15 protein-coding genes are annotated in these 17,873 nt (G+C 45.1%); 6 read left to right on the forward strand and 9 right to left on the reverse strand.

Going from position 1 to position 17,873, the window contains the following annotated elements; translation table 11 throughout:
* Positions 1 to 39 precede the first annotated feature (39 nt).
* Positions 40 to 2,229 carry a 1,4-alpha-glucan branching protein GlgB gene (glgB, locus tag ACGHAV_RS13280; protein ID WP_390381511.1) on the reverse strand — a complete coding sequence of 730 codons (2,190 nt, stop codon included), beginning with the start codon at positions 2,227 to 2,229 and terminating at the stop codon, positions 40 to 42.
* A 127-nt stretch (positions 2,230 to 2,356) separates the two neighbouring features.
* Positions 2,357 to 4,555 carry a 4-alpha-glucanotransferase gene (malQ, locus tag ACGHAV_RS13285; RefSeq protein WP_390381513.1) on the reverse strand — a complete coding sequence of 733 codons (2,199 nt, stop codon included), beginning with the start codon at positions 4,553 to 4,555 and terminating at the stop codon, positions 2,357 to 2,359.
* A 249-nt stretch (positions 4,556 to 4,804) separates the two neighbouring features.
* Here malQ and gap point away from each other — a divergent pair, with 249 nt between their 5' ends.
* From gap to ACGHAV_RS13305, 4 genes are all read left to right on the forward strand, one after another.
* Complete coding sequence (gene gap / locus ACGHAV_RS13290; RefSeq protein ID WP_390381516.1) at positions 4,805 to 5,800, forward strand: type I glyceraldehyde-3-phosphate dehydrogenase; 996 nt, start codon at positions 4,805 to 4,807, stop codon at positions 5,798 to 5,800.
* 175 nt (positions 5,801 to 5,975) lie between these two features.
* Complete coding sequence (locus tag ACGHAV_RS13295) at positions 5,976 to 6,827, forward strand: D-hexose-6-phosphate mutarotase (RefSeq protein ID WP_390381519.1); 852 nt, start codon at positions 5,976 to 5,978, stop codon at positions 6,825 to 6,827.
* A gap of 212 nt (positions 6,828 to 7,039) precedes the next feature.
* Positions 7,040 to 7,408 carry a DUF3703 domain-containing protein gene (locus tag ACGHAV_RS13300; protein WP_390381522.1) on the forward strand — a complete coding sequence of 123 codons (369 nt, stop codon included), beginning with the start codon at positions 7,040 to 7,042 and terminating at the stop codon, positions 7,406 to 7,408.
* Between the two features lie 127 nt (positions 7,409 to 7,535).
* On the forward strand, positions 7,536 to 7,892 hold the full coding sequence (locus ACGHAV_RS13305) for a hypothetical protein (protein WP_390381525.1): 357 nt from the start codon (positions 7,536 to 7,538) through the stop codon (positions 7,890 to 7,892).
* Positions 7,893 to 8,061: 169 nt separating this feature from the next.
* Here ACGHAV_RS13305 and ACGHAV_RS13310 read toward each other — a convergent pair whose 3' ends face one another.
* The 5 genes from ACGHAV_RS13310 to zwf are packed head-to-tail and all read right to left on the reverse strand — an operon-like array spanning position 8,062 to position 13,688.
* The gene (locus ACGHAV_RS13310; protein WP_390381528.1) at positions 8,062 to 8,706 is read right to left on the reverse strand and encodes a bifunctional 4-hydroxy-2-oxoglutarate aldolase/2-dehydro-3-deoxy-phosphogluconate aldolase; all 645 of its coding nucleotides are present in this window, start codon (positions 8,704 to 8,706) and stop codon (positions 8,062 to 8,064) included.
* A gap of 3 nt (positions 8,707 to 8,709) precedes the next feature.
* On the reverse strand, positions 8,710 to 9,663 hold the full coding sequence (glk, locus tag ACGHAV_RS13315; RefSeq protein WP_334014913.1) for a glucokinase: 954 nt from the start codon (positions 9,661 to 9,663) through the stop codon (positions 8,710 to 8,712).
* Complete coding sequence (gene edd, locus ACGHAV_RS13320) at positions 9,663 to 11,489, reverse strand: phosphogluconate dehydratase (protein ID WP_390381531.1); 1,827 nt, start codon at positions 11,487 to 11,489, stop codon at positions 9,663 to 9,665. Before edd ends, glk begins: the two co-directional genes overlap by 1 nt.
* Before the next feature lie 11 nt (positions 11,490 to 11,500).
* A complete protein-coding gene (gene pgl / locus ACGHAV_RS13325) occupies positions 11,501 to 12,193 on the reverse strand; it encodes a 6-phosphogluconolactonase (protein WP_390381534.1) in 693 nt (230 codons plus the stop codon).
* 1 nt (position 12,194) lies between these two features.
* Positions 12,195 to 13,688 (reverse strand): glucose-6-phosphate dehydrogenase, encoded by a 1,494-nt coding sequence (zwf, locus tag ACGHAV_RS13330; RefSeq protein ID WP_390381537.1) that lies wholly within the window; start codon positions 13,686 to 13,688, stop codon positions 12,195 to 12,197.
* A gap of 284 nt (positions 13,689 to 13,972) precedes the next feature.
* On the opposite strand from zwf, the gene ACGHAV_RS13335 reads away from it, so the two are divergent.
* Positions 13,973 to 14,824 (forward strand): MurR/RpiR family transcriptional regulator, encoded by an 852-nt coding sequence (locus ACGHAV_RS13335; protein ID WP_334014909.1) that lies wholly within the window; start codon positions 13,973 to 13,975, stop codon positions 14,822 to 14,824.
* A 358-nt stretch (positions 14,825 to 15,182) separates the two neighbouring features.
* The gene (gene pyk / locus ACGHAV_RS13340) at positions 15,183 to 16,619 is read left to right on the forward strand and encodes a pyruvate kinase (RefSeq protein ID WP_390381540.1); all 1,437 of its coding nucleotides are present in this window, start codon (positions 15,183 to 15,185) and stop codon (positions 16,617 to 16,619) included.
* Positions 16,620 to 16,695: 76 nt separating this feature from the next.
* Here pyk and ACGHAV_RS13345 read toward each other — a convergent pair whose 3' ends face one another.
* Both ACGHAV_RS13345 and ACGHAV_RS13350 read right to left on the reverse strand, forming a co-directional pair.
* The gene (locus ACGHAV_RS13345; RefSeq protein ID WP_390381543.1) at positions 16,696 to 17,142 is read right to left on the reverse strand and encodes a hypothetical protein; all 447 of its coding nucleotides are present in this window, start codon (positions 17,140 to 17,142) and stop codon (positions 16,696 to 16,698) included.
* 81 nt (positions 17,143 to 17,223) lie between these two features.
* Positions 17,224 to 17,829, reverse strand: coding sequence for a BON domain-containing protein (locus ACGHAV_RS13350; protein WP_390381546.1), 606 nt, complete (start codon positions 17,827 to 17,829; stop codon positions 17,224 to 17,226).
* Positions 17,830 to 17,873: the final 44 nt, after the last annotated feature.

Genomic DNA, 17,873 nt, shown 5'->3' on the forward strand with positions numbered 1-17,873 from the left:
TTTTCTCAAAACAAACTTAAAACGACGCTACTTCATTCACTACTGTGACGTTACATAAAACACAGTAGCCAATGGAGGTAGATTTATGTCTACCGAATGCTGCCTATTGTTCCATGGCATTGGCGTTGAAACCACACGTGGCACGGTAGCAAAATCGCTCCCCCAAAATGCTTTATCATCGGTACTAAGCGCAAGTTCAAGCGTACATGGTGCATCTACACCCAGCCTAAAATTGTTTCGCGGTACCGGGGTAAAGTTGGACACCACATACACTTTCTGACTACCGTTTTTAGAAGCACGTACGAAAGAGACCACGCTCTGATCTGCGTTTTCATGATCTATCCAGGCAAAGCCTTCATGATGATGGTCTAACTCGTATAACGCCGGCGTTGTTGTATAAAGCGTGTTAAGTGCTTTATACAACGACTGAATACCCGCATGTTTTTGGTACTGAAGTAAGTCCCAATCTAGGCTAGCGTCGTGGTTCCACTCTCTTGATTGAGCAAGTTCATTGCCCATAAAGTTTAGTTTCTTGCCCGGGTGACCGTACATAAAACCTGCGTAGCAGCGAAGGTTTGCAGCTTGCTGCCATTCATCACCTGGCATTTTTCTAAGCATACTACCTTTACCGTGTACAACCTCATCGTGAGAAATAGGCAGTACAAAGTTCTCATCAAACGCATACACCATGCTGAACGTAATATCACCGTGATGATAGTTGCGATAGGCAGGGTCTTTGGCTATGTAGTGCAGCGAATCGTGCATCCAGCCCATATTCCACTTAAATCCAAAGCCTAAGCCGCCATCAAATACAGGTCGAGATACTTTAGGAAATGATGTCGACTCTTCAGCAATGGTCATTGCATCTGGGAAGTGTTTATACACTTCTTCATTCATCCAGCGCAGTAAACTAATGGCTTCGTAGTTTTCATTGCCACCGTCTACATTTGGGATCCACTCACCATCGTTACGCGAGTAATCAAGATAAAGCATACTGGCTACTGCATCTACACGAAGGCCATCAACGTGGAATTTATCCAGCCAAAACAGTGCGTTTGCCACTAAGAATTGACGAACAGTGTCTTTACCGAAATCGTAAATGCACGAATTCCAGTCGGGGTGCCACCCTTTCTTTGGATCTTCATATTCGTATACGCAGGTGCCGTCAAATCGCGCTAAGCCGTGTCCATCTTCAGGGAAATGTGCCGGTACCCAGTCAATAATTACACCAACACCTGCTTGGTGGCATTTATCCACAAAATACTTAAAGTCGTCAGGATTGCCAAAACGACTTGTTGGCGCAAACATGCCAACGGGTTGATAACCCCACGAACCGTCGAAAGGAAACTCTGACACAGGCAAAAGCTCAACATGGGTATAGCCCATGTCGCTAACATAACCTATAAGGTCGTCGGCTAGCTCACGGTAAGATAAATAGCGCGCATCACTTTGCGCATCCGGTCGTTTCCACGAACCAAGATGTACCTCATAAATACTCATTGGCGTTTCGTATTTATTGATTTTTCGGCTTTCCATCCACTTTTCATCGTTCCATGTGTATGCAGTATGGTCGAAAACTTTAGACGCGTGCGAAGGATATTGCTCTGCGCTAAAGCCTAGTGGGTCGGCCTTGTGCGGAAGGTCATGGCCTTTTGCATCTTTTACTTGATACTTATAACGTTCATTCGCCTGCAGACCAGGGATGAATAACACCCAATAACCCATAGACGTCTTTTCTAAGGGATTAACGCGACCGTCCCACTGGTTAAAATCGCCAATAACCGACACAGCGCTGGCATTAGGTGCAAACACACAAAAACGCACGCCGTTAATTGCCGTACCTTCGGTTGAATCGACACTTAATAGCTGAGCGCCCGCTTGTTGATACAAGTTTGCTGGCTTGGCATCGATAAAATGTACGGCGTGATAGGCATTTTCAGTGAATTGGTAAGGGTCGAAGTAAGTGTGCTCGCCATCTTCGTATTCTGCGTTTACAGAATAGGTATGGCCGCAATGGGCTTTGGAGATTTCAGCTTCAAATAAGCCCGTATTTGAAACAGGCTGTAGCGTAACCTTTGGTAGTGCAGCGTTTTCCCATTTAACTGAAATAGACTTCGCACCTGGTCTCCAGATACGAAGAAGAAACGTTCCGTTGTTTTCTACAACACCCAGTTGGGAAAATGGCTGTGAACATGCCGCTTGTTCAAACTGCTGCACTACTTGTTGCATTCGCTACTCCTATTAAAAACCCGCATTTCAGCGGGTTTAATTCGTAAAGCGCCAGAATTGACGCTTCATCTTACTCGATTAAGAAGCACTAAGTCACTTCTTTAATTTAACTATTCAATTTAGGCTATTACTTGTTGCTCGCTTGCTTTCTTGCGTGTGTAAGTTTAGCGGCTAACTCATTAATCTGTGCATTTTCAAACATTGTCTCAATGTTTTGCGTTAGCTTTCTGCGCCAGTTTGGATACTCGTCAAACGTACCTGGAATGTTTACTGGCTTATCCATTTGCAGCCAGTCTTCCAGCTGTAGGCTAAGTAACGCGCTTGAACCGCCTGCCATGTGCACCTGCATGCCGTAGTTTAGGTCTTGGTTCATGCCAACATAGTTCACATCGCGACCTACGTTATCACCTACAGAGCCGTGACCGTGAAGCGTATCCAAAATAGACTGTTTGTTGTCGTGACGGTCGGTGTAAAGCGTATCCAAAATTTCTTGTGTTGGATAAAGACCAATATCTTTACCAAGTTCAAGATCAAGGCAGTGCCAGTAACCAATTAGGGTTGGCATGTCGTGGGTAGTCAACGTTGACATCGACTGCACTGGGTAGTGACTAGGAGAGAAGAAACCGCCATCTTCCGCTTGCTCAAAGAAGAACACGCGGTATGAATAAACGCCGTTCTCAGCAAGCTTACTGCGAATTTCCTCTGGTACTGTACCAAGGTCTTCACCAATAACTAAGCTTTGGTTTCTGTGGCTCTCTAATGCCAAAATACCTAGAAGGTCATCTACAGGGTAATAAATGTATCCACCTTCTTTTGCATCGTCGCCTTTTACTACCCACCACAAACGCAGAAGTGCCATAACGTGGTCGATTCGAAGTGAACCTGAAGACGCCATGTTAGAAGCGAATAGGTCGATAATTGGTTGATAAGCTTGTTCGTAAAGCTTACGTGGGTCCATTGGCGGAAGACCCCAGTTTTGGCCTAATGGGCCTAAGATATCTGGCGGAGCACCAACGCTGGCGTCGGTACAGTAAAGGTCTTTATTACCCCAAATCTCTGCACTTCCCTCGCTTACACCTACCGCTAGGTCGCGATACAAGCCAATAGTCATGCCAGCTTCAGTAGCCTTATTGCTCGCTTGTTCTAGTTGCTGCGCCGCAATCCACTGTAAGAATAGGTAGAACTTAACGTCTTGCTCGTTCGCTTTCTTGAACTTAGCCACTGCAGGATTGTGATAATCTTTAAACTCTTCAGGGAATACAGGCCAGCCCCAGCTTTCCTTTCCTTGCGCTTTAAGCGATGACTGAAGTGCATCGTAAACCGCTAACATATCAAGACTTTCACCACCAGCTTCAACAAACGCTTTAAAGGTCTTGTTCTGTTTAGTGCTCTTACGTAAGTATTTTGCGTCGTAAACATCAAATACCGCACGAAGCGCAGCAAGTTTAAGATGTGCAACCGCCTCATAATCTACGTGTTCTACGTTACGCGCATGCGTTAACGTTTTGTTGAAGTCGTCGCTCGTTACTAACGCTTGTACTGACGCATCGTCGTAGCCTTCTACTGCCGTTACGTCGATATACAAATAGTTCAACCAGCGGCGTGAGCTTGGGCCATATGGAGAGCACGCATTAGGGTTAGCCGGATAAAGGGCATGAATTGGGTTTAGACCTATAAAGTCAGCACCTACGCTTGCAGACTTTTCAATAAGCATCGAAAGGTCAGAGAAGTCACCTATGCCCCAGTTATTTTCGCTGCGTACACAATAAAGCTGAACGCTTAAACCCCAAATTTTCTTCCCTTGTTTAATAGGATCAGGAGTAAAGCAAGCCTGTGGTGCCATAATAATACGTGACGTGGCAATTTGGTCGCCGTCTGCTGATAGCGCCACATCGTGATAGCCAAGCGGTAAATCTAAAGGCAGCGCAACCACGTATTCATGGAATTCAACGTCGTCGATATGCGCCATTGTAGTCATGCTTTCATCCACAGGCGTGAACGCGTGAGTAAGCACCTCACCGCTTTCCAGGGTAACGGTAAGTACGTGCTCATCGTTTACTAACTCTATAGGTAAACGTACCGATAACCTAATGTCTTCACCACGGCGCACAACTTGAACAGGGTTCAACGGAGACAACCAAACAGATTGAACATCTTGTGCAATTTGTGACTGAATTTTTTCGTCACTGCTGGTGTCATAGCCAAGTGCATTTAACAACTTAGTCTTGCTCGATTCTGCGATGGTTGCTGGATTTCCCCATGCGTCTACGTACTGGGTTTCTATTCCCCGCATTTCAACCAATTGTTGCAGAAGTTGTTGTGTCATGGTGTGTAATTCCTGTTGTTCGATAGAGTAACGCTATCGTGCTTAAGAGCAAACTAAAGCACATACGTATAAAACAATTTTTTAACATTATTCTAGAAACCGCGCTCGGGCGATATCTGAATACGATTGCAAAAGCCATTGTTCGTAATTTTGCAACACTTTAGCTTTTTATTTTGCTAATTATGGCATTTTGATCCATACTTTACGTAATTTATTTTCATATTTTATTAAAATTTATCGGGGTACGTTATGACAATTCGCATCGGTATCAACGGTTTTGGCCGTATTGGACGTCTGGTAATGCGCGCTGCAGCAGAGCGTCAAGACATCGAAGTAGTGGCTATTAACGACTTGCTGGACACAGACTACATTGCTTATCTATTAAAGTACGACTCTACCCACGGTTTGTTCGACGGTGAAGTAACTGTAGACAATAATTCACTAATTGTTAATGGCAAAACTATCCGTATCACGTCAGAGCGCGATCCAGCTGCACTTAAGTGGAACGAAGTTGACGTAGATGTAGTGGTTGAATCTACGGGTCTTTTCCTAACTAAAGAAACAGCAGCAAAGCACATTGAAGCGGGCGCTAAGAAAGTGGTAATGTCTGCGCCATCTAAAGACGACACGCCAATGTTTGTTATGGGCGTTAACCAAGACAGCTACGCAGGTGAAACCATTGTTTCTAACGCCTCTTGTACAACAAACTGTCTTGCACCTTTAGCGAAAGTGCTTCACGATAAATTCGGCATTGTTGACGGTCTAATGACTACCGTACACGCTACTACTGCTACTCAGAAGACAGTAGATGGCCCATCTATGAAAGACTGGCGCGGTGGTCGTGGCGCAGGCCAAAACATCATTCCATCTTCTACAGGTGCAGCGAAAGCCGTTGGTAAAGTTATCCCAGCACTTAACGGTAAGCTTACTGGTATGGCGTTCCGCGTACCTACACCAAATGTGTCGGTTGTAGACTTAACCGTTAACCTTGCAACGCCTACTAGCTACGACGCTATCTGTGCAGCAATGAAAGAAGCCTCTGAAGGCGAGCTTAAAGGTATTATGGGCTACACAGAAGATGCTGTGGTATCTAATGACTTCGTAGGTGACGCGCGCACATCTGTGTTTGACGCCACAGCCGGTATTGCACTAACTGATACGTTTGTAAAAGTAGTATCTTGGTATGACAACGAGTGGGGCTACTCAAACAAAGTACTAGACTTGGTTGCTCACATTTCTAAATAAACGGCATTCATAACAAATATTTAGTTTATTTGTCATCTATTTGAGTTAATCTGAAAAGGTGCAAACATTGTGTTTGCACCTTTTTTATTTTCATCGGCACATTCATATGAAGGTGGTGACAAACACGCTTTTTCCCTGTCACTGTTTTTAAGCTATCACCCACCAAGGAGGGTTTATGTCACCCGTTAATTCAATTTCGCTAAGTGAGTCTAATGGACTTACTTTTCTTGAGATAGACAATAACAAAGCGACAGCGAAAGTCAGTTTGTTTGGTGGGCATGTTCTGTCTTTTGTACCTAAGTCGGATGGAAAAGAACGCCTTTGGGTAAGCCCACATGCGTATTTAAACGGAGAGCGCCCAATACGAGGCGGTGTACCTGTATGCTGGCCATGGTTTAGTGACGACCACGGACAAGAGAAAGGTGCCCTACCCGCTCACGGCTTTTTGCGCACCCAGGTGTGGAAGCTAGTGGATTCACAAGATACAGAAGAAGGCACAAGCATTACGCTACGCCCTAGCTTTACCCGCGCCCAAGGCTTCGAATACGATTGCAACGTTACGTTGCAACTTATCGTTGGCGACACATTATCAATGTCGCTTATTACCGAGAACACGGGTACGGTGCCGTTCAAATATAACTGCGCGCTTCACAGCTATTTCCATGTCGACCATATCAATCACACTGAGCTTCAAGGCATTGACGGAGACTACAAAGACAAACTTGAAGACTGGCAAATCAAGCCTTCTCCTACCCCCTATACCATTTCTGGTGAAACAGACCGCATTCACCTTAGCGCTGTTAAAAACACTACAATTAGAGTTGAGGATAGTGCTTTTACTGACGTTAACTCTGAAGGTAACGATTCGCTAGTGGTGTGGAACCCGTGGCTGAGCGCAGCATCAATTTCAGATATGGACCCCTTCGGTTACAAACACATGATTTGTGTAGAGACCTCCCTAACTCAAGGAAAACATCTTGAGCCTGGCGAAAGTCACACGCTTACACAGGTTGTGGTTCCGCGATAGCGAAAAACGTTTTAAAAAGCGGAATCAGCAGCTTCGTACTAAATAATCCGTGGGACGTTAAAAAGACTCCCACAGTCATTTTTTAGCTTACAAAAAATAAAGTCGAGGGCTAAAGCCCACTGGGACGTTATCACGCAGGACCACTTCGCCATTATCTCCTACGTGCCTGCGCCCGTTAATGAAAAGTTATGCATTTTGGAGAGATAGAATATATGAATAGAAAATTCACTAAAAATATTGCTCCAGTTGTGAAGGATGAGATTCAACTCTATGAGGTTGCCAACTCCAAAGGTGAAAATGATAGAGCTTTCAACCATCTAGAGAATGCTCATGTACTTGGTCAGGAATCAACTTACTGGCATGTTAAGGTTCATTTTCTTATGTTTGCGTGGTCAATCAGAAACCGAAATACTAAGGAGTTCTTTGGGCAAATCCTACGAATAGTTGGCGCTTTAACCAAGACAGCAATAGGCCTAGTGCCCATCGGAAATACTGGTGGTTCAAACATTAGCCCTTTTAAAAAACTGCCTTTAAAACCTGAACATCGGGTAGCTATATTAAAGGCAAAAGGTAATGCATAAGAAAGCGCCTAAAACGTTCGCAGGGACAGTAAAACATAGGCTACGTTAGACCGTATGACTACGAAGCGACCTACGCTTAACATGACAGTCCACTTTTAGTGAGTAAGACCAGCATCAAGGTGAGTTGATGGTAAAGTTATTTGGAATTTTTGTTTTACTTTTATTAACTGGATGCAGTACATACAAGCCACTAAATGGCGAGCCCTCTAATGGAGCTTATGGTTACGTCGACAAGAAATTAACTGCTAATCAATTTTTAGTTCGTGTTCATGGTCGCAATAGTGAGTCTTATCAAGATTTGAGAGTTAAACTAGTCAAGCGCGCTTCAGAATTGTGCTCAGGCTCTTTCGTGCTTTCTAACTATACAAAAAAGCAAGGATTTGTCGTTCATGCTAAAAGAGTTCACTGGCCTTACGTTGATGCCCACTTAGAGTGCACTGAGGAAGCAATCGATCAGTCGGTCTTATTTGAGAATGATGCATAAACACTGTGGTCACTTGCTAGCGCTCGTTGGGACACAAACACGCAGGCTCCCTACTATTTACGTTCACTGAAACAGTTCCACAGTCCGCTTCTAGCACTTCCCAGCGGTTCACAACAAAAAAGGGACGCCACTGGCGTCCCTTTTCACTTAACTCAAATCAGAGTCAACCTTATTTATTTACACCAGCAATCGCTTCTTTAGCCAGCTGCGTGATGCGTGCCCAGTCGCCCGACTCAATTGCATCATCTGGGGCTAACCACGAACCACCAACGCATTTAACGTTGTTAAGCGCTAAATAATCGTTGTAGTTGTTAGGGCCAATGCCGCCTGTTGGGCAGAACGTTACATCAGGGAACGGACCGCTAATAGACTTAATGGCTTTAACACCGCCCGACGCTTCTGCAGGGAAGAATTTCATGTGCGTATAGCCTGCGTCTTTGCCTTTCATTAGGTCAGATGTAGATGAAATACCAGGGATAAGTGGAATTTCTGCATCCATACCCGCTTTAAGCAGATCGGCTGTCATACCAGGGCTAATGGCAAATTTTGCGCCTGCTTCAACAACGGCTTTAAGCTGCTGTGCGTTAGTTACCGTACCAGCACCAATAAGTGAGTCTGGTACTTCGTCTGCAATGCGCTTGATAACATCGATAGCCGCAGGCGTACGTAGCGTTACTTCCAGTACTTTAATACCACCTTCCATGAGCGCTTTCGCTAGAGGCACTGCTTTTTCAACATCATTGATTACCAGCACAGGTACCACTGGACCCGCTGCAAAAATTTCCTCTGGCGTATATTTCCATTTCGTAGTCATAGTTTAGCTCGCTGTATTTTGATTTAGATAAGCAGCTGCACCAAGAAGACCGTGGTCAGGTTCTGCTATCAAATAGGTGGGGATATCTTTTACGTAGTGCTTCATTTGGCCTTTTGCTTCAAAGCGGGCTCTGAAGTCGCTATTCTTAATGAAATCTGGGAAGCGGTTTGCAATGCCGCCGCCAATAAAGATACCGCCTGTGGTAGCCATATTCAGTGCCAGGTTGCCGGCAAAGCTACCCATAATGCGACAGAATTGCGTAAGTGTTGCCTCTGCAATTTTGCATGAACCCGCTAGCGCGGCGTCGGTAATTTGTGCTGGCTCGGTAAACTCCACTGGCTCATTAGCATGCTTTGCTAGTGCTGTGTAGATGTTTAAAATTCCGCGGCCCGACATTACTTCTTCAGCTGATGCTCTACCGAACATAGCGTGAAGGTGTCGCCACACAATAACGTCAGTTTCATCAACTGGTGCAAAATCAACATGACCGCCCTCGCCATCCAGCGTTTGCCAGCCTGACGATGTCATTGTGATGTGCTCAACACCTAAGCCAGTGCCCGGACCAAATACCGCAATGTTGCCATTCTCTTTCGCAATACCTTCACCAATAGGAATAACCTGGTCGCTTCCCAGTACCGGTAAAGAGTGTGCAACCGCTGTGAAGTCGTTAATTACGTAAAGTGCATCTAGCTTCAATTGAGAGCGCAGTGCATTTTGTGAAAACGCCCAGCTGTGGTTGGTCATTTCAACCTGATCGCCCAGCACAGGGCATGCAATAGCAATGCACCCTTCTGTGAATACATGCTCTGGCATATCAGAAAAGTATTGTGCAATAGCAAGGTCGATACTGGCGAAGTCGTTACACATGTATTTTTTGATATCAGCAACGCCCGACTCGGTTACCCGAGCCAAACGTATATTTGTACCGCCAACATCAGCCACAAACTTCTGGCTCATTATGCTTGCTCCTGCGTGTAAAAAAGTGAACACGCACCTTCTTCAGCGCCGGTAAGCATTGCACGCACACCTGCGAACATTTCTCGGCCCATACCAACGTGATGTTTAGCCAAGTTTGCAGGCTGCGCTTCACGCTCAGCAAGGGTTGCTTCGTCAACGTGTAACGTAAGCTCGCCAGTAACCGTGTTAAGTTCAATTAGGTCACCGTCGTGTACTTTTGCAAGCAAACCGCCTTTGTAGGCTTCTGGTGTAACATGGATTGCAGCTGGCACTTTACCCGACGCACCAGACATACGGCCATCGGTTACCAAGGCTACTTTAAAGCCACGATCTTGTAGTACACCTAGCGGTGGTGTTAAGCGGTGTAGTTCAGGCATACCAATGGCAGAAGGGCCTTGGAAGCGCACAACTACAATGCAGTCTTTATCTAGCTTGCCAGATTTAAACGCGTCATCTAGTTCGAACTGATCTTCAAACACCACGGCAGGCGCTTTAAGTGTGCATTGCGGGTTACGCAGTGCAGACGTTTTAATAACACCGCGACCTAGGTTACCGTCTAGTACGCTAAGGCCACCGTCTGGCTTGAATGGGTTTTCAACTGTAGCAAGTACTTCTTTATCAAGCGACTCTGTCGGGCCATCGCGCCATTCCAAGTTACCATCAATAAGCACAGGCTCTTTGGTGTAGAAATCCAGACCTTCGCCACAAATGGTTTTAACGTCGTTGTGCAATAGGCCAGCATCTAGAAGCTGACGAATAAGCAGCGACATACCGCCTGCTGCAACGAAGTGGTTGATATCAGCAGAGCCATTTGGATAAATACGTGTAAGTAGCGGTACAGCGTTTGAGATATCTGAGAAGTCATCCCAGTTAACGATGTAACCAGCTGCACGCGCAACCGCGATAAGGTGCATGGTGTGGTTTGTTGAACCACCAGTAGCTAATAGTCCTACTAGGCCATTTACAATCGCTTTTGCATCAACAATATGGCCAATTGGCGTATAGTTATCGCCAAGATCAGTGAGTCGAGTAGCTTGAACAGCCGCCGCTTTTGTTAAAGCGTCACGAAGCGGCGTGCCCGGATTTACAAACGAAGAGCCAGGAAGATGCAGCCCCATCATCTCAACCACTAACTGGTTAGAGTTAGCCGTACCGTAGAACGTACAAGTACCCGCAGAGTGATAAGACTGAGACTCAGCTTCTAAAAGCGCGTCACGGCCTACCTTGCCTTCAGCATACTGCTGACGAACGCGAGCTTTCTCTTTGTTCGGAAGACCCGATGGCATAGGACCTGCTGGCACAAACACTGTTGGAAGGTGGCCAAATGTCAATGAACCAATAAGTAGCCCAGGTACAATTTTGTCGCAGATACCCAGCATTAGCGCACTGTCAAACATGTTGTGAGACAACGCAATAGCTGCACCTTGAGCAATGTTATCGCGGCTCATCAAGCTTAAGTCCATACCAGACTGGCCCTGAGTAACACCATCACACATTGCAGGTACACCGCCCGCGAACTGTGCCACGCTGCCTACTTCTTTCACTGCTTCTTTGATAATAGCCGGATACGTTTCGTAAGGCTGATGCGCAGACAGCATGTCGTTGTACGACGAAATAATAGCAACGTTAGCTTTGGTCATTGAGCGAAGATCGGCTTTTTCGCTAGAGCCACATGCCGCAAAACCATGTGCAAGGTTACCGCACGACAAAGCACCACGGTGCGGGCCCTGACGTCGTGCCTCTTCAATTTTTTCTAGGTACGCTTTGCGCGTTTCTTTACTACGCTCGATAATTCGTTGCGTAACTTCAGCAATTTTTGGATTCATTCTCTTGTCTCCTATGGCGCCCACATCAAGGTAACCGGAGCTCTGTTAACTACGGCTGTGATGGGCTTTTGCGCTTCGGTGGCATTTTCAATAGCATCAAGCAATACATGCTTCTTCTTTTCGCCCGTTAGGTGCAAAAAAATATTTCTGCTATTTAGCAACGCAGGTAGCGTTAATGAAATACGTTGGTGAGGTGCTGTTGTAGGTTGAACCGCAATGCAGGTATTGCCGCTGTTCATATCTAAGCCGTCTAGCACTTGTTCAGAACATGGGAACAACGACGCTGTATGGCCGTCTTCACCCATGCCTAGAATTAACGCATCAAACGGTTGCGACATTTCAGCAAGATTACTTTCTGCTGTTGCTACACCGTCTTTTGCGTCTTGTGGCTCGCTTTTTAGTTCAATAAAACGAGCTGCTGCGGCTTTATTTTGAATTAAATTGTTTTTTACCAAGCTAGTGTTACTAGCTTCGTGGCCTTCATCAACCCAGCGCTCGTCGGCTAGAGTGATATCAACTTTATCCCACTCTAGCTCTGTTTCGCTAAGTTGTTTAAACAATGCCAACGGCGTTCGACCACCACTAACCACTAGCGACGCGCGCCCGCGGGTTTTAATGCCTGTTTTAAGAATGCTAACTAAGTCTTCAGCAAATGCATTGGTTAGCGCGTCAGGAGTTTCGAATGAAAGTGTTGTTAACGCCATCTTATTTCTTCTTCGCTATTTTGCTTTCGTACCAGCTGCGGTTTTCACGCGCAAGCAATCCAATTGAGTCTACAGGGCCCCACGTGCCCGCCTGATATGGCTCTGGTGGCTCGCTCGACTGTTTCCAAGCTTCAAGAATTGAATCAACCCATGTCCATGCTTGTTCAATTTCATCGCGGCGTACAAATAGCGCCTGATTACCCAACATAACTTCAAGAAGCAGCTTTTCGTAGGCATCAGGAATACGCTCGTCAGCAAACGCCTCAGAGAAGCTTAAGTTAAGCTTTGATTTTTGAAGATCCATAGAGCCTGAGCTTGTTAGGCCTGGAACCTTGTTCATTACGGTAATTTCAACGCCTTCATCTGGCTGAAGACGGATAACTAGCTTGTTAGGTGGCAAGTTCTTAAAGCTGTCGCCAAACAGGTTGTGCGGTTGACGCTTAAAGTAAATAACAACTTCACTCACCTTGGTAGGCATACGCTTACCAGTGCGAAGGTAAAACGGCACACCCGCCCAACGCCAGTTATCAATTTCCGCTTTAATAGCGATAAAAGTTTCGGTTTTACTTTGTGTGTTGGCGCCCTCTTCTTCTAGGTAGCCCGGCACTTCTTCACCTTTAACAAAGCCCGACGTGTACTGGCCACGAACGGTTACATCATTAACGTTAAACGAGTTAATTGGGCGAAGCGCTTTTAGAACTTTTAGCTTTTCATCACGGATGCTGTCTGCGTCCAGCGTTGTAGGCGGCTCCATGGCAACAAGGCTTAGAATTTGAAGTAAGTGGTTTTGTACCATGTCACGCATTTGACCTGCGTCATCAAAGTAACCCCAACGACCTTCAATACCTACCGACTCAGCAACTGAGATTTGCACGTGGTCGATACAGTTATGGTCCCAGTTTGTTGCGAAGATAGAGTTTGCAAAACGAAGCGACACTAGATTAAGTACGGTTTCTTTACCTAGATAGTGGTCAATACGATAAATTTGTTTTTCGTAAAAGTATTCTGCAACTTGTTCGTTGATAACTTTTGACGATGCTAAGTCGTGACCAATTGGCTTTTCCAATACTACACGTACGCTTGAGTCGATGATTTTACAGCTGTGTAGACCGCGACAAATGTCACCATAAATAGCTGGCGGCGTTGCAAGGTAGCACACCATGGTACGGTCAGGATCAACGTGATCATCTAGTACGCAGTAGCTCTCTACGTCTTTCATATCCACACATGCGTAATGCAGACGCGCTTTCATGCGCTCCCACGTTTCATTACACAGCTCTTTTTCACCAAACTTAACAAGGTTGGTATGCACTTCTTCAATATAGTCTTCTAAAGACATGTCTTGGCGAGCAACACCCACTATGGTGGTGTCTGGATGCATTAGGTTGGCTTTTTCAAGCTGGTATAATGAAGGCAATAACTTGCGTCGTGAAAGATCGCCCAGCGTACCGAAGAGTACAAAATCACAGGGCTCGTAGGAATTATCCAATACCATATTCGTCGACCTTTTAAATGTATGTATGCGCGGTGTATTGTACAGTTATTTACAACACCCTCGACTATTTTTACCGTATAGTTAACACCAAATGTAGTAAAATTACAACTTGAACCAACTACAGGATTCGATTCTTTCTATTTTCCTTCAGTTTACCCTGATTTACATTGGCCACAGCAATAAAAAATGTCAAAAAATTACATTTTTCTTGTCACTGCCGTCACATTGGGTACTATAACCAATGTACCTTACAACAACATATGCCGAATATTTGCTATATCCGTATGAACATTTTAGAAAAAATTACACAAAGTAAAGCTGCATTCAGTAAGTCTGAAAAGAAAGTGGCTGAGGTTATTCTTGCAAACCCACAAACTGCCATTCATTCGAGTATAGCAACCCTCGCTAAAATGTCGGATGTCAGCGAGCCCACAGTTAACCGCTTTTGCAGACGTTTAGATACTAAAGGTTTTCCAGACTTTAAACTGCACCTGGCACAAAGCCTTGCTAACGGTACGCCATACGTTAACCGTCACGTTGATGAAAATGACAGCCCCGACGAATACACCAATAAGATATTTGAATCGACCATGGCGTCTTTGGAAGTAGCAAGGCAGTCGGTTGATGTGAATGTAGTAAATCGCGTAGTCGACCTACTGACCCAAGCGCAAAAGATTTCATTCTTTGGTCTTGGTGCTTCAGCATCGGTTGCCCACGATGCGCTGAATAAGTTTTTCCGCTTCAACGTACCTGTTGTGTACTTTGAAGACATTTTGATGCAGCGAATGAGCTGCATGAACTGTTCTGACGGTGACGTGGTGGTATTAATTAGCCATACAGGCCGCACGAAAAGCCTTGTAGAGATAGCACAAATTGCGCGCATGAATGATGCAACAGTAGTTGGTATTACTTCTGCTGATAGTCCATTAGCGCAAGAATGCAGCTATGTGCTGTCGCTAGAAGTGCCTGAAGACACCGACATGTACATGCCAATGGCATCGCGTATTGCACAGCTAACGCTTATCGACGTTTTGGCAACGGGCTTCACACTTCGCCGCGGTAATAAGTTTAGAGAAAACTTGAAGCGCGTAAAAGACACCCTACGTGGCTCGCGTTACGAAAAACGTAACGAATAATCATCACGATTTAATAGAAAAGCTTTAATAAACGAAAAGGGCATATACTTCGATATCTGCCCTTTTTTGTAATATTCGTTCATCTGTAATGTCATTCGCCCTCCTCACTTTTATTTTGCTGCGCGCACCGTGAAGAAGAAAACCTGCTCAATAAGGTGCTATATTATACAGAACGTACAGAATTCCTTACCCAACTGGTCAAGCCAGTTGGGAGAATTTCTTTCTTTCATTCACATTTTTGTCAAATTCAACTACTATTCTGTAATAAAATTACGTAAAGCGATTACAGGCAGCAGCGTCAATCACTGCAACCTATCTCCTTTTGTTATTGCTAACTACAAAACAGCGACGGAATCCCATGATTAGAAGAACGAAAATTCTTGCCACCTTAGGTCCAGCCACCGATTCACTAGAAAAAATTCAAGCGCTTATTGCCGCTGGTGCAAACACGGTGCGCATGAATTTTTCTCACGGACAAGCTGAAGACCACATCGAACGTGCAAAACGTGTGCGTCAAGCAGCGAAGAACTTAGGTAAGTACGTAGCTATTCTTGGCGACCTTCAAGGCCCTAAGATCCGTGTTGCCCGCTTTGCAGAAGGTTCTGTTAAGTTAGAGATTGGTGCTACATTCGTTCTAGACGCTGAACTAGGCCGTGACGAAGGTACCATCGACCGCGTAGGTATAGACTATAAAGCGCTACCAGACGATGTGTCTGCTGGAGACATTTTGTTGCTTGATGATGGCCGTATTCAGTTAAAAGTAACTGGCGTTGAAGGCCGTAAAGTTATTACTGAAGTTACCGTTGGCGGTAAACTTTCAAACAACAAAGGCATTAACCGTCAAGGTGGCGGCTTGTCAGCAGACGCGCTAACAGACAAAGATAAAGAAGACATTAAGACAGCGGCAAAAATTGGCGTTGACTACCTTGCGGTTTCGTTCCCGCGCAGTGGTGCAGATTTAGAATATGCTCGAGAACTAGCGCAAGCGGCAGGTTGCTATGCAAAAATCTGTGCCAAGGTTGAGCGTGCAGAAACGGTAGCATCTGATGAAGCCATGACTGATATCATTAAAGCGTCTGACGCAGTGATGGTGGCGCGTGGTGACTTAGGCGTGGAAATTGGTGATGCTGAGCTTGTGGGTGTTCAAAAGAAACTTATTGCCCGTTCGCGCCAATTAAACAAAGTAGTTATTACTGCAACACAAATGATGGAGTCGATGATCGACAGCCCAATGCCTACCCGTGCTGAAGTAATGGATGTTGCGAACGCGGTACTTGATGGCACTGACGCCGTTATGCTTTCAGCAGAAACAGCTGCGGGTAACTACCCCATTGAAACCGTTGCTGCTATGGCGCGTGTTTGTGAAGGTGCCGAAACTCACCCAAGTGTGAAAATATCTAAACATCGTATGGATGAGAAGTTTTCATCTACCAGTGAGTCTATTGCGCTATCTGCTGTTTATGCAGCGAATCACTTACCAAGTGTTAAAGCAATTGTTGGCCTTACAGAAAGTGGCAGCACACCAACATTGATGTCGCGTATAACTACGTCGCTACCAATTATCGCGATGTCGCGTCATGAGTCTACGCTAAATACAATGGCGCTTTGCCGTGGTGTAAAACCAGTGTACTTCGACTCTTCGCAAAGTGAACCTGGCCGCTTGAAATACGATGTCATTGCATCGTTGAAAGAAAAGGGCCTAGTTAAAAGCGGCGACAGCATAATACTGACGTATGGCGATGAAATGGAAAAAGTAGGCGCAACTAATACGCTTAAAATTGTTGATGTTGAATAAGCTGAATAGTTTTTCAACACACTAAAAGCATAAAGCGAAGTTTTGGGTTGTTACCCATTACTTCGCTTTTTTGTATCTAATCAGCCGTGATAACAGGATTAACTGCACTTCTTGCTTCTGTGTTCGCTGTTTGGGTCGCTAAGCTTTCTGAATTAGCAGCGCGTGTCGCTTGCAATGCGCTGTTGTCTTCATATGCATATTGCGACAAGTGATGTCTTAATACATTATCAGCACGTTCTAAAAAGCGTTCGCGTTTGCTTTCCCAACCTCGAATATCAGCTTGTTTTGCCTGTGCACTAAAGTGTTCCAATCGCATTTTACGTAAAAGGTGAGACTTTCTTTTTAGGTCGAATTTAGCCAATGAATATCTTTGCTCAAAGCCTTTTATGGCTTGGCTGTAGGAATGCGCTTTATCTTCTGCGCTTACCTGACCTACTGAGAACATGCCGTTACCGAAAATACCTACGATTACAAGCAAAATCGACACGACTAAACCTGAGTATATCCAGCGTAGAAAAGTCATTTCTCTATCCTTGAACGAAGCTGATAATTAAATGAGGGAAAAAGGGGCCGAAGCCCCTTAGAAGGTGAATATTGCTTTTGCTTAATTCATCGCTGTTTCCGTTACTACGCGTAGGTTATCTTCTACGTATTTCACGTCAGATGCACCTTTTGCAATAGCAATTACAAGGTCGCGCTCAGCGTCAGAATCAACATCACCGGTCAGTGTTACATTGCCCGCTTCAACATCTACGTCGATGTCAAAACCTGAAATGTCCGTATCCATGAGCAGGCGTGTTTTAATTACTGTCGCGATTTTTGCGTCAGTCAGCTCACTAGTACTTTTATCGTAGGCTGTTTTCATGTCATCTGACATTGAATCTTCAGACATGTCTTTACGCTTCTCGACGATGGTCAGCTTGTTATCTACCGACTTCACGCCATCAATATTTGCCACCAGCTCTTCAGCCAACTTTTTGTCTACCGAGTTTTCAACTTTACCCGTTAGAATAACGTTACCGTTATCTACGTCAGTATTAATATCGAACGAATCTAGGTTACCATTGAACAACAGCGTAGCTTCTGCTTTGCCATCAATCCATGCGTCTTTGGCACCTTTCTCCCACTTGTTGTCTGTGTTCATATCACCTGCATAAGCTGCAGTAGTTAAAGATGTAGCAACAATCATTGAAAGTAGTGTACGTTTCATAACATTTCTCCTTTGTCGAAACTTCGATGTAACTCATGCCAGAA

This window comes from Alteromonas sp. MTD1 (assembly GCF_042848195.1).
Classification (GTDB): Bacteria; Pseudomonadota; Gammaproteobacteria; order Enterobacterales; family Alteromonadaceae; genus Alteromonas.

What these genes read in the sequence shown, in the direction of transcription:
- ACGHAV_RS13300 (WP_390381522.1), top strand. Translation starts at nt 7,040, where the DNA reads ATGAATAGAAAATTCACTAAAAATATTGCTCCAGTTGTGAAGGATGAG.
- ACGHAV_RS13335 (WP_334014909.1), top strand. Translation starts at nt 13,973, where the DNA reads ATGAACATTTTAGAAAAAATTACACAAAGTAAAGCTGCATTCAGTAAG.
- edd (WP_390381531.1), bottom strand. Translation starts at nt 11,489, where the DNA reads ATGAATCCAAAAATTGCTGAAGTTACGCAACGAATTATCGAGCGTAGT.
- pyk (WP_390381540.1), top strand. Translation starts at nt 15,183, where the DNA reads ATGATTAGAAGAACGAAAATTCTTGCCACCTTAGGTCCAGCCACCGAT.
- ACGHAV_RS13350 (WP_390381546.1), bottom strand. Translation starts at nt 17,829, where the DNA reads ATGAAACGTACACTACTTTCAATGATTGTTGCTACATCTTTAACTACT.
- glgB (WP_390381511.1), bottom strand. Translation starts at nt 2,229, where the DNA reads ATGCAACAAGTAGTGCAGCAGTTTGAACAAGCGGCATGTTCACAGCCA.
- gap (WP_390381516.1), top strand. Translation starts at nt 4,805, where the DNA reads ATGACAATTCGCATCGGTATCAACGGTTTTGGCCGTATTGGACGTCTG.
- ACGHAV_RS13295 (WP_390381519.1), top strand. Translation starts at nt 5,976, where the DNA reads ATGTCACCCGTTAATTCAATTTCGCTAAGTGAGTCTAATGGACTTACT.
- ACGHAV_RS13305 (WP_390381525.1), top strand. Translation starts at nt 7,536, where the DNA reads ATGGTAAAGTTATTTGGAATTTTTGTTTTACTTTTATTAACTGGATGC.
- glk (WP_334014913.1), bottom strand. Translation starts at nt 9,663, where the DNA reads ATGAGCCAGAAGTTTGTGGCTGATGTTGGCGGTACAAATATACGTTTG.
- ACGHAV_RS13310 (WP_390381528.1), bottom strand. Translation starts at nt 8,706, where the DNA reads ATGACTACGAAATGGAAATATACGCCAGAGGAAATTTTTGCAGCGGGT.
- pgl (WP_390381534.1), bottom strand. Translation starts at nt 12,193, where the DNA reads ATGGCGTTAACAACACTTTCATTCGAAACTCCTGACGCGCTAACCAAT.
- zwf (WP_390381537.1), bottom strand. Translation starts at nt 13,688, where the DNA reads ATGGTATTGGATAATTCCTACGAGCCCTGTGATTTTGTACTCTTCGGT.
- malQ (WP_390381513.1), bottom strand. Translation starts at nt 4,555, where the DNA reads ATGACACAACAACTTCTGCAACAATTGGTTGAAATGCGGGGAATAGAA.
- ACGHAV_RS13345 (WP_390381543.1), bottom strand. Translation starts at nt 17,142, where the DNA reads ATGACTTTTCTACGCTGGATATACTCAGGTTTAGTCGTGTCGATTTTG.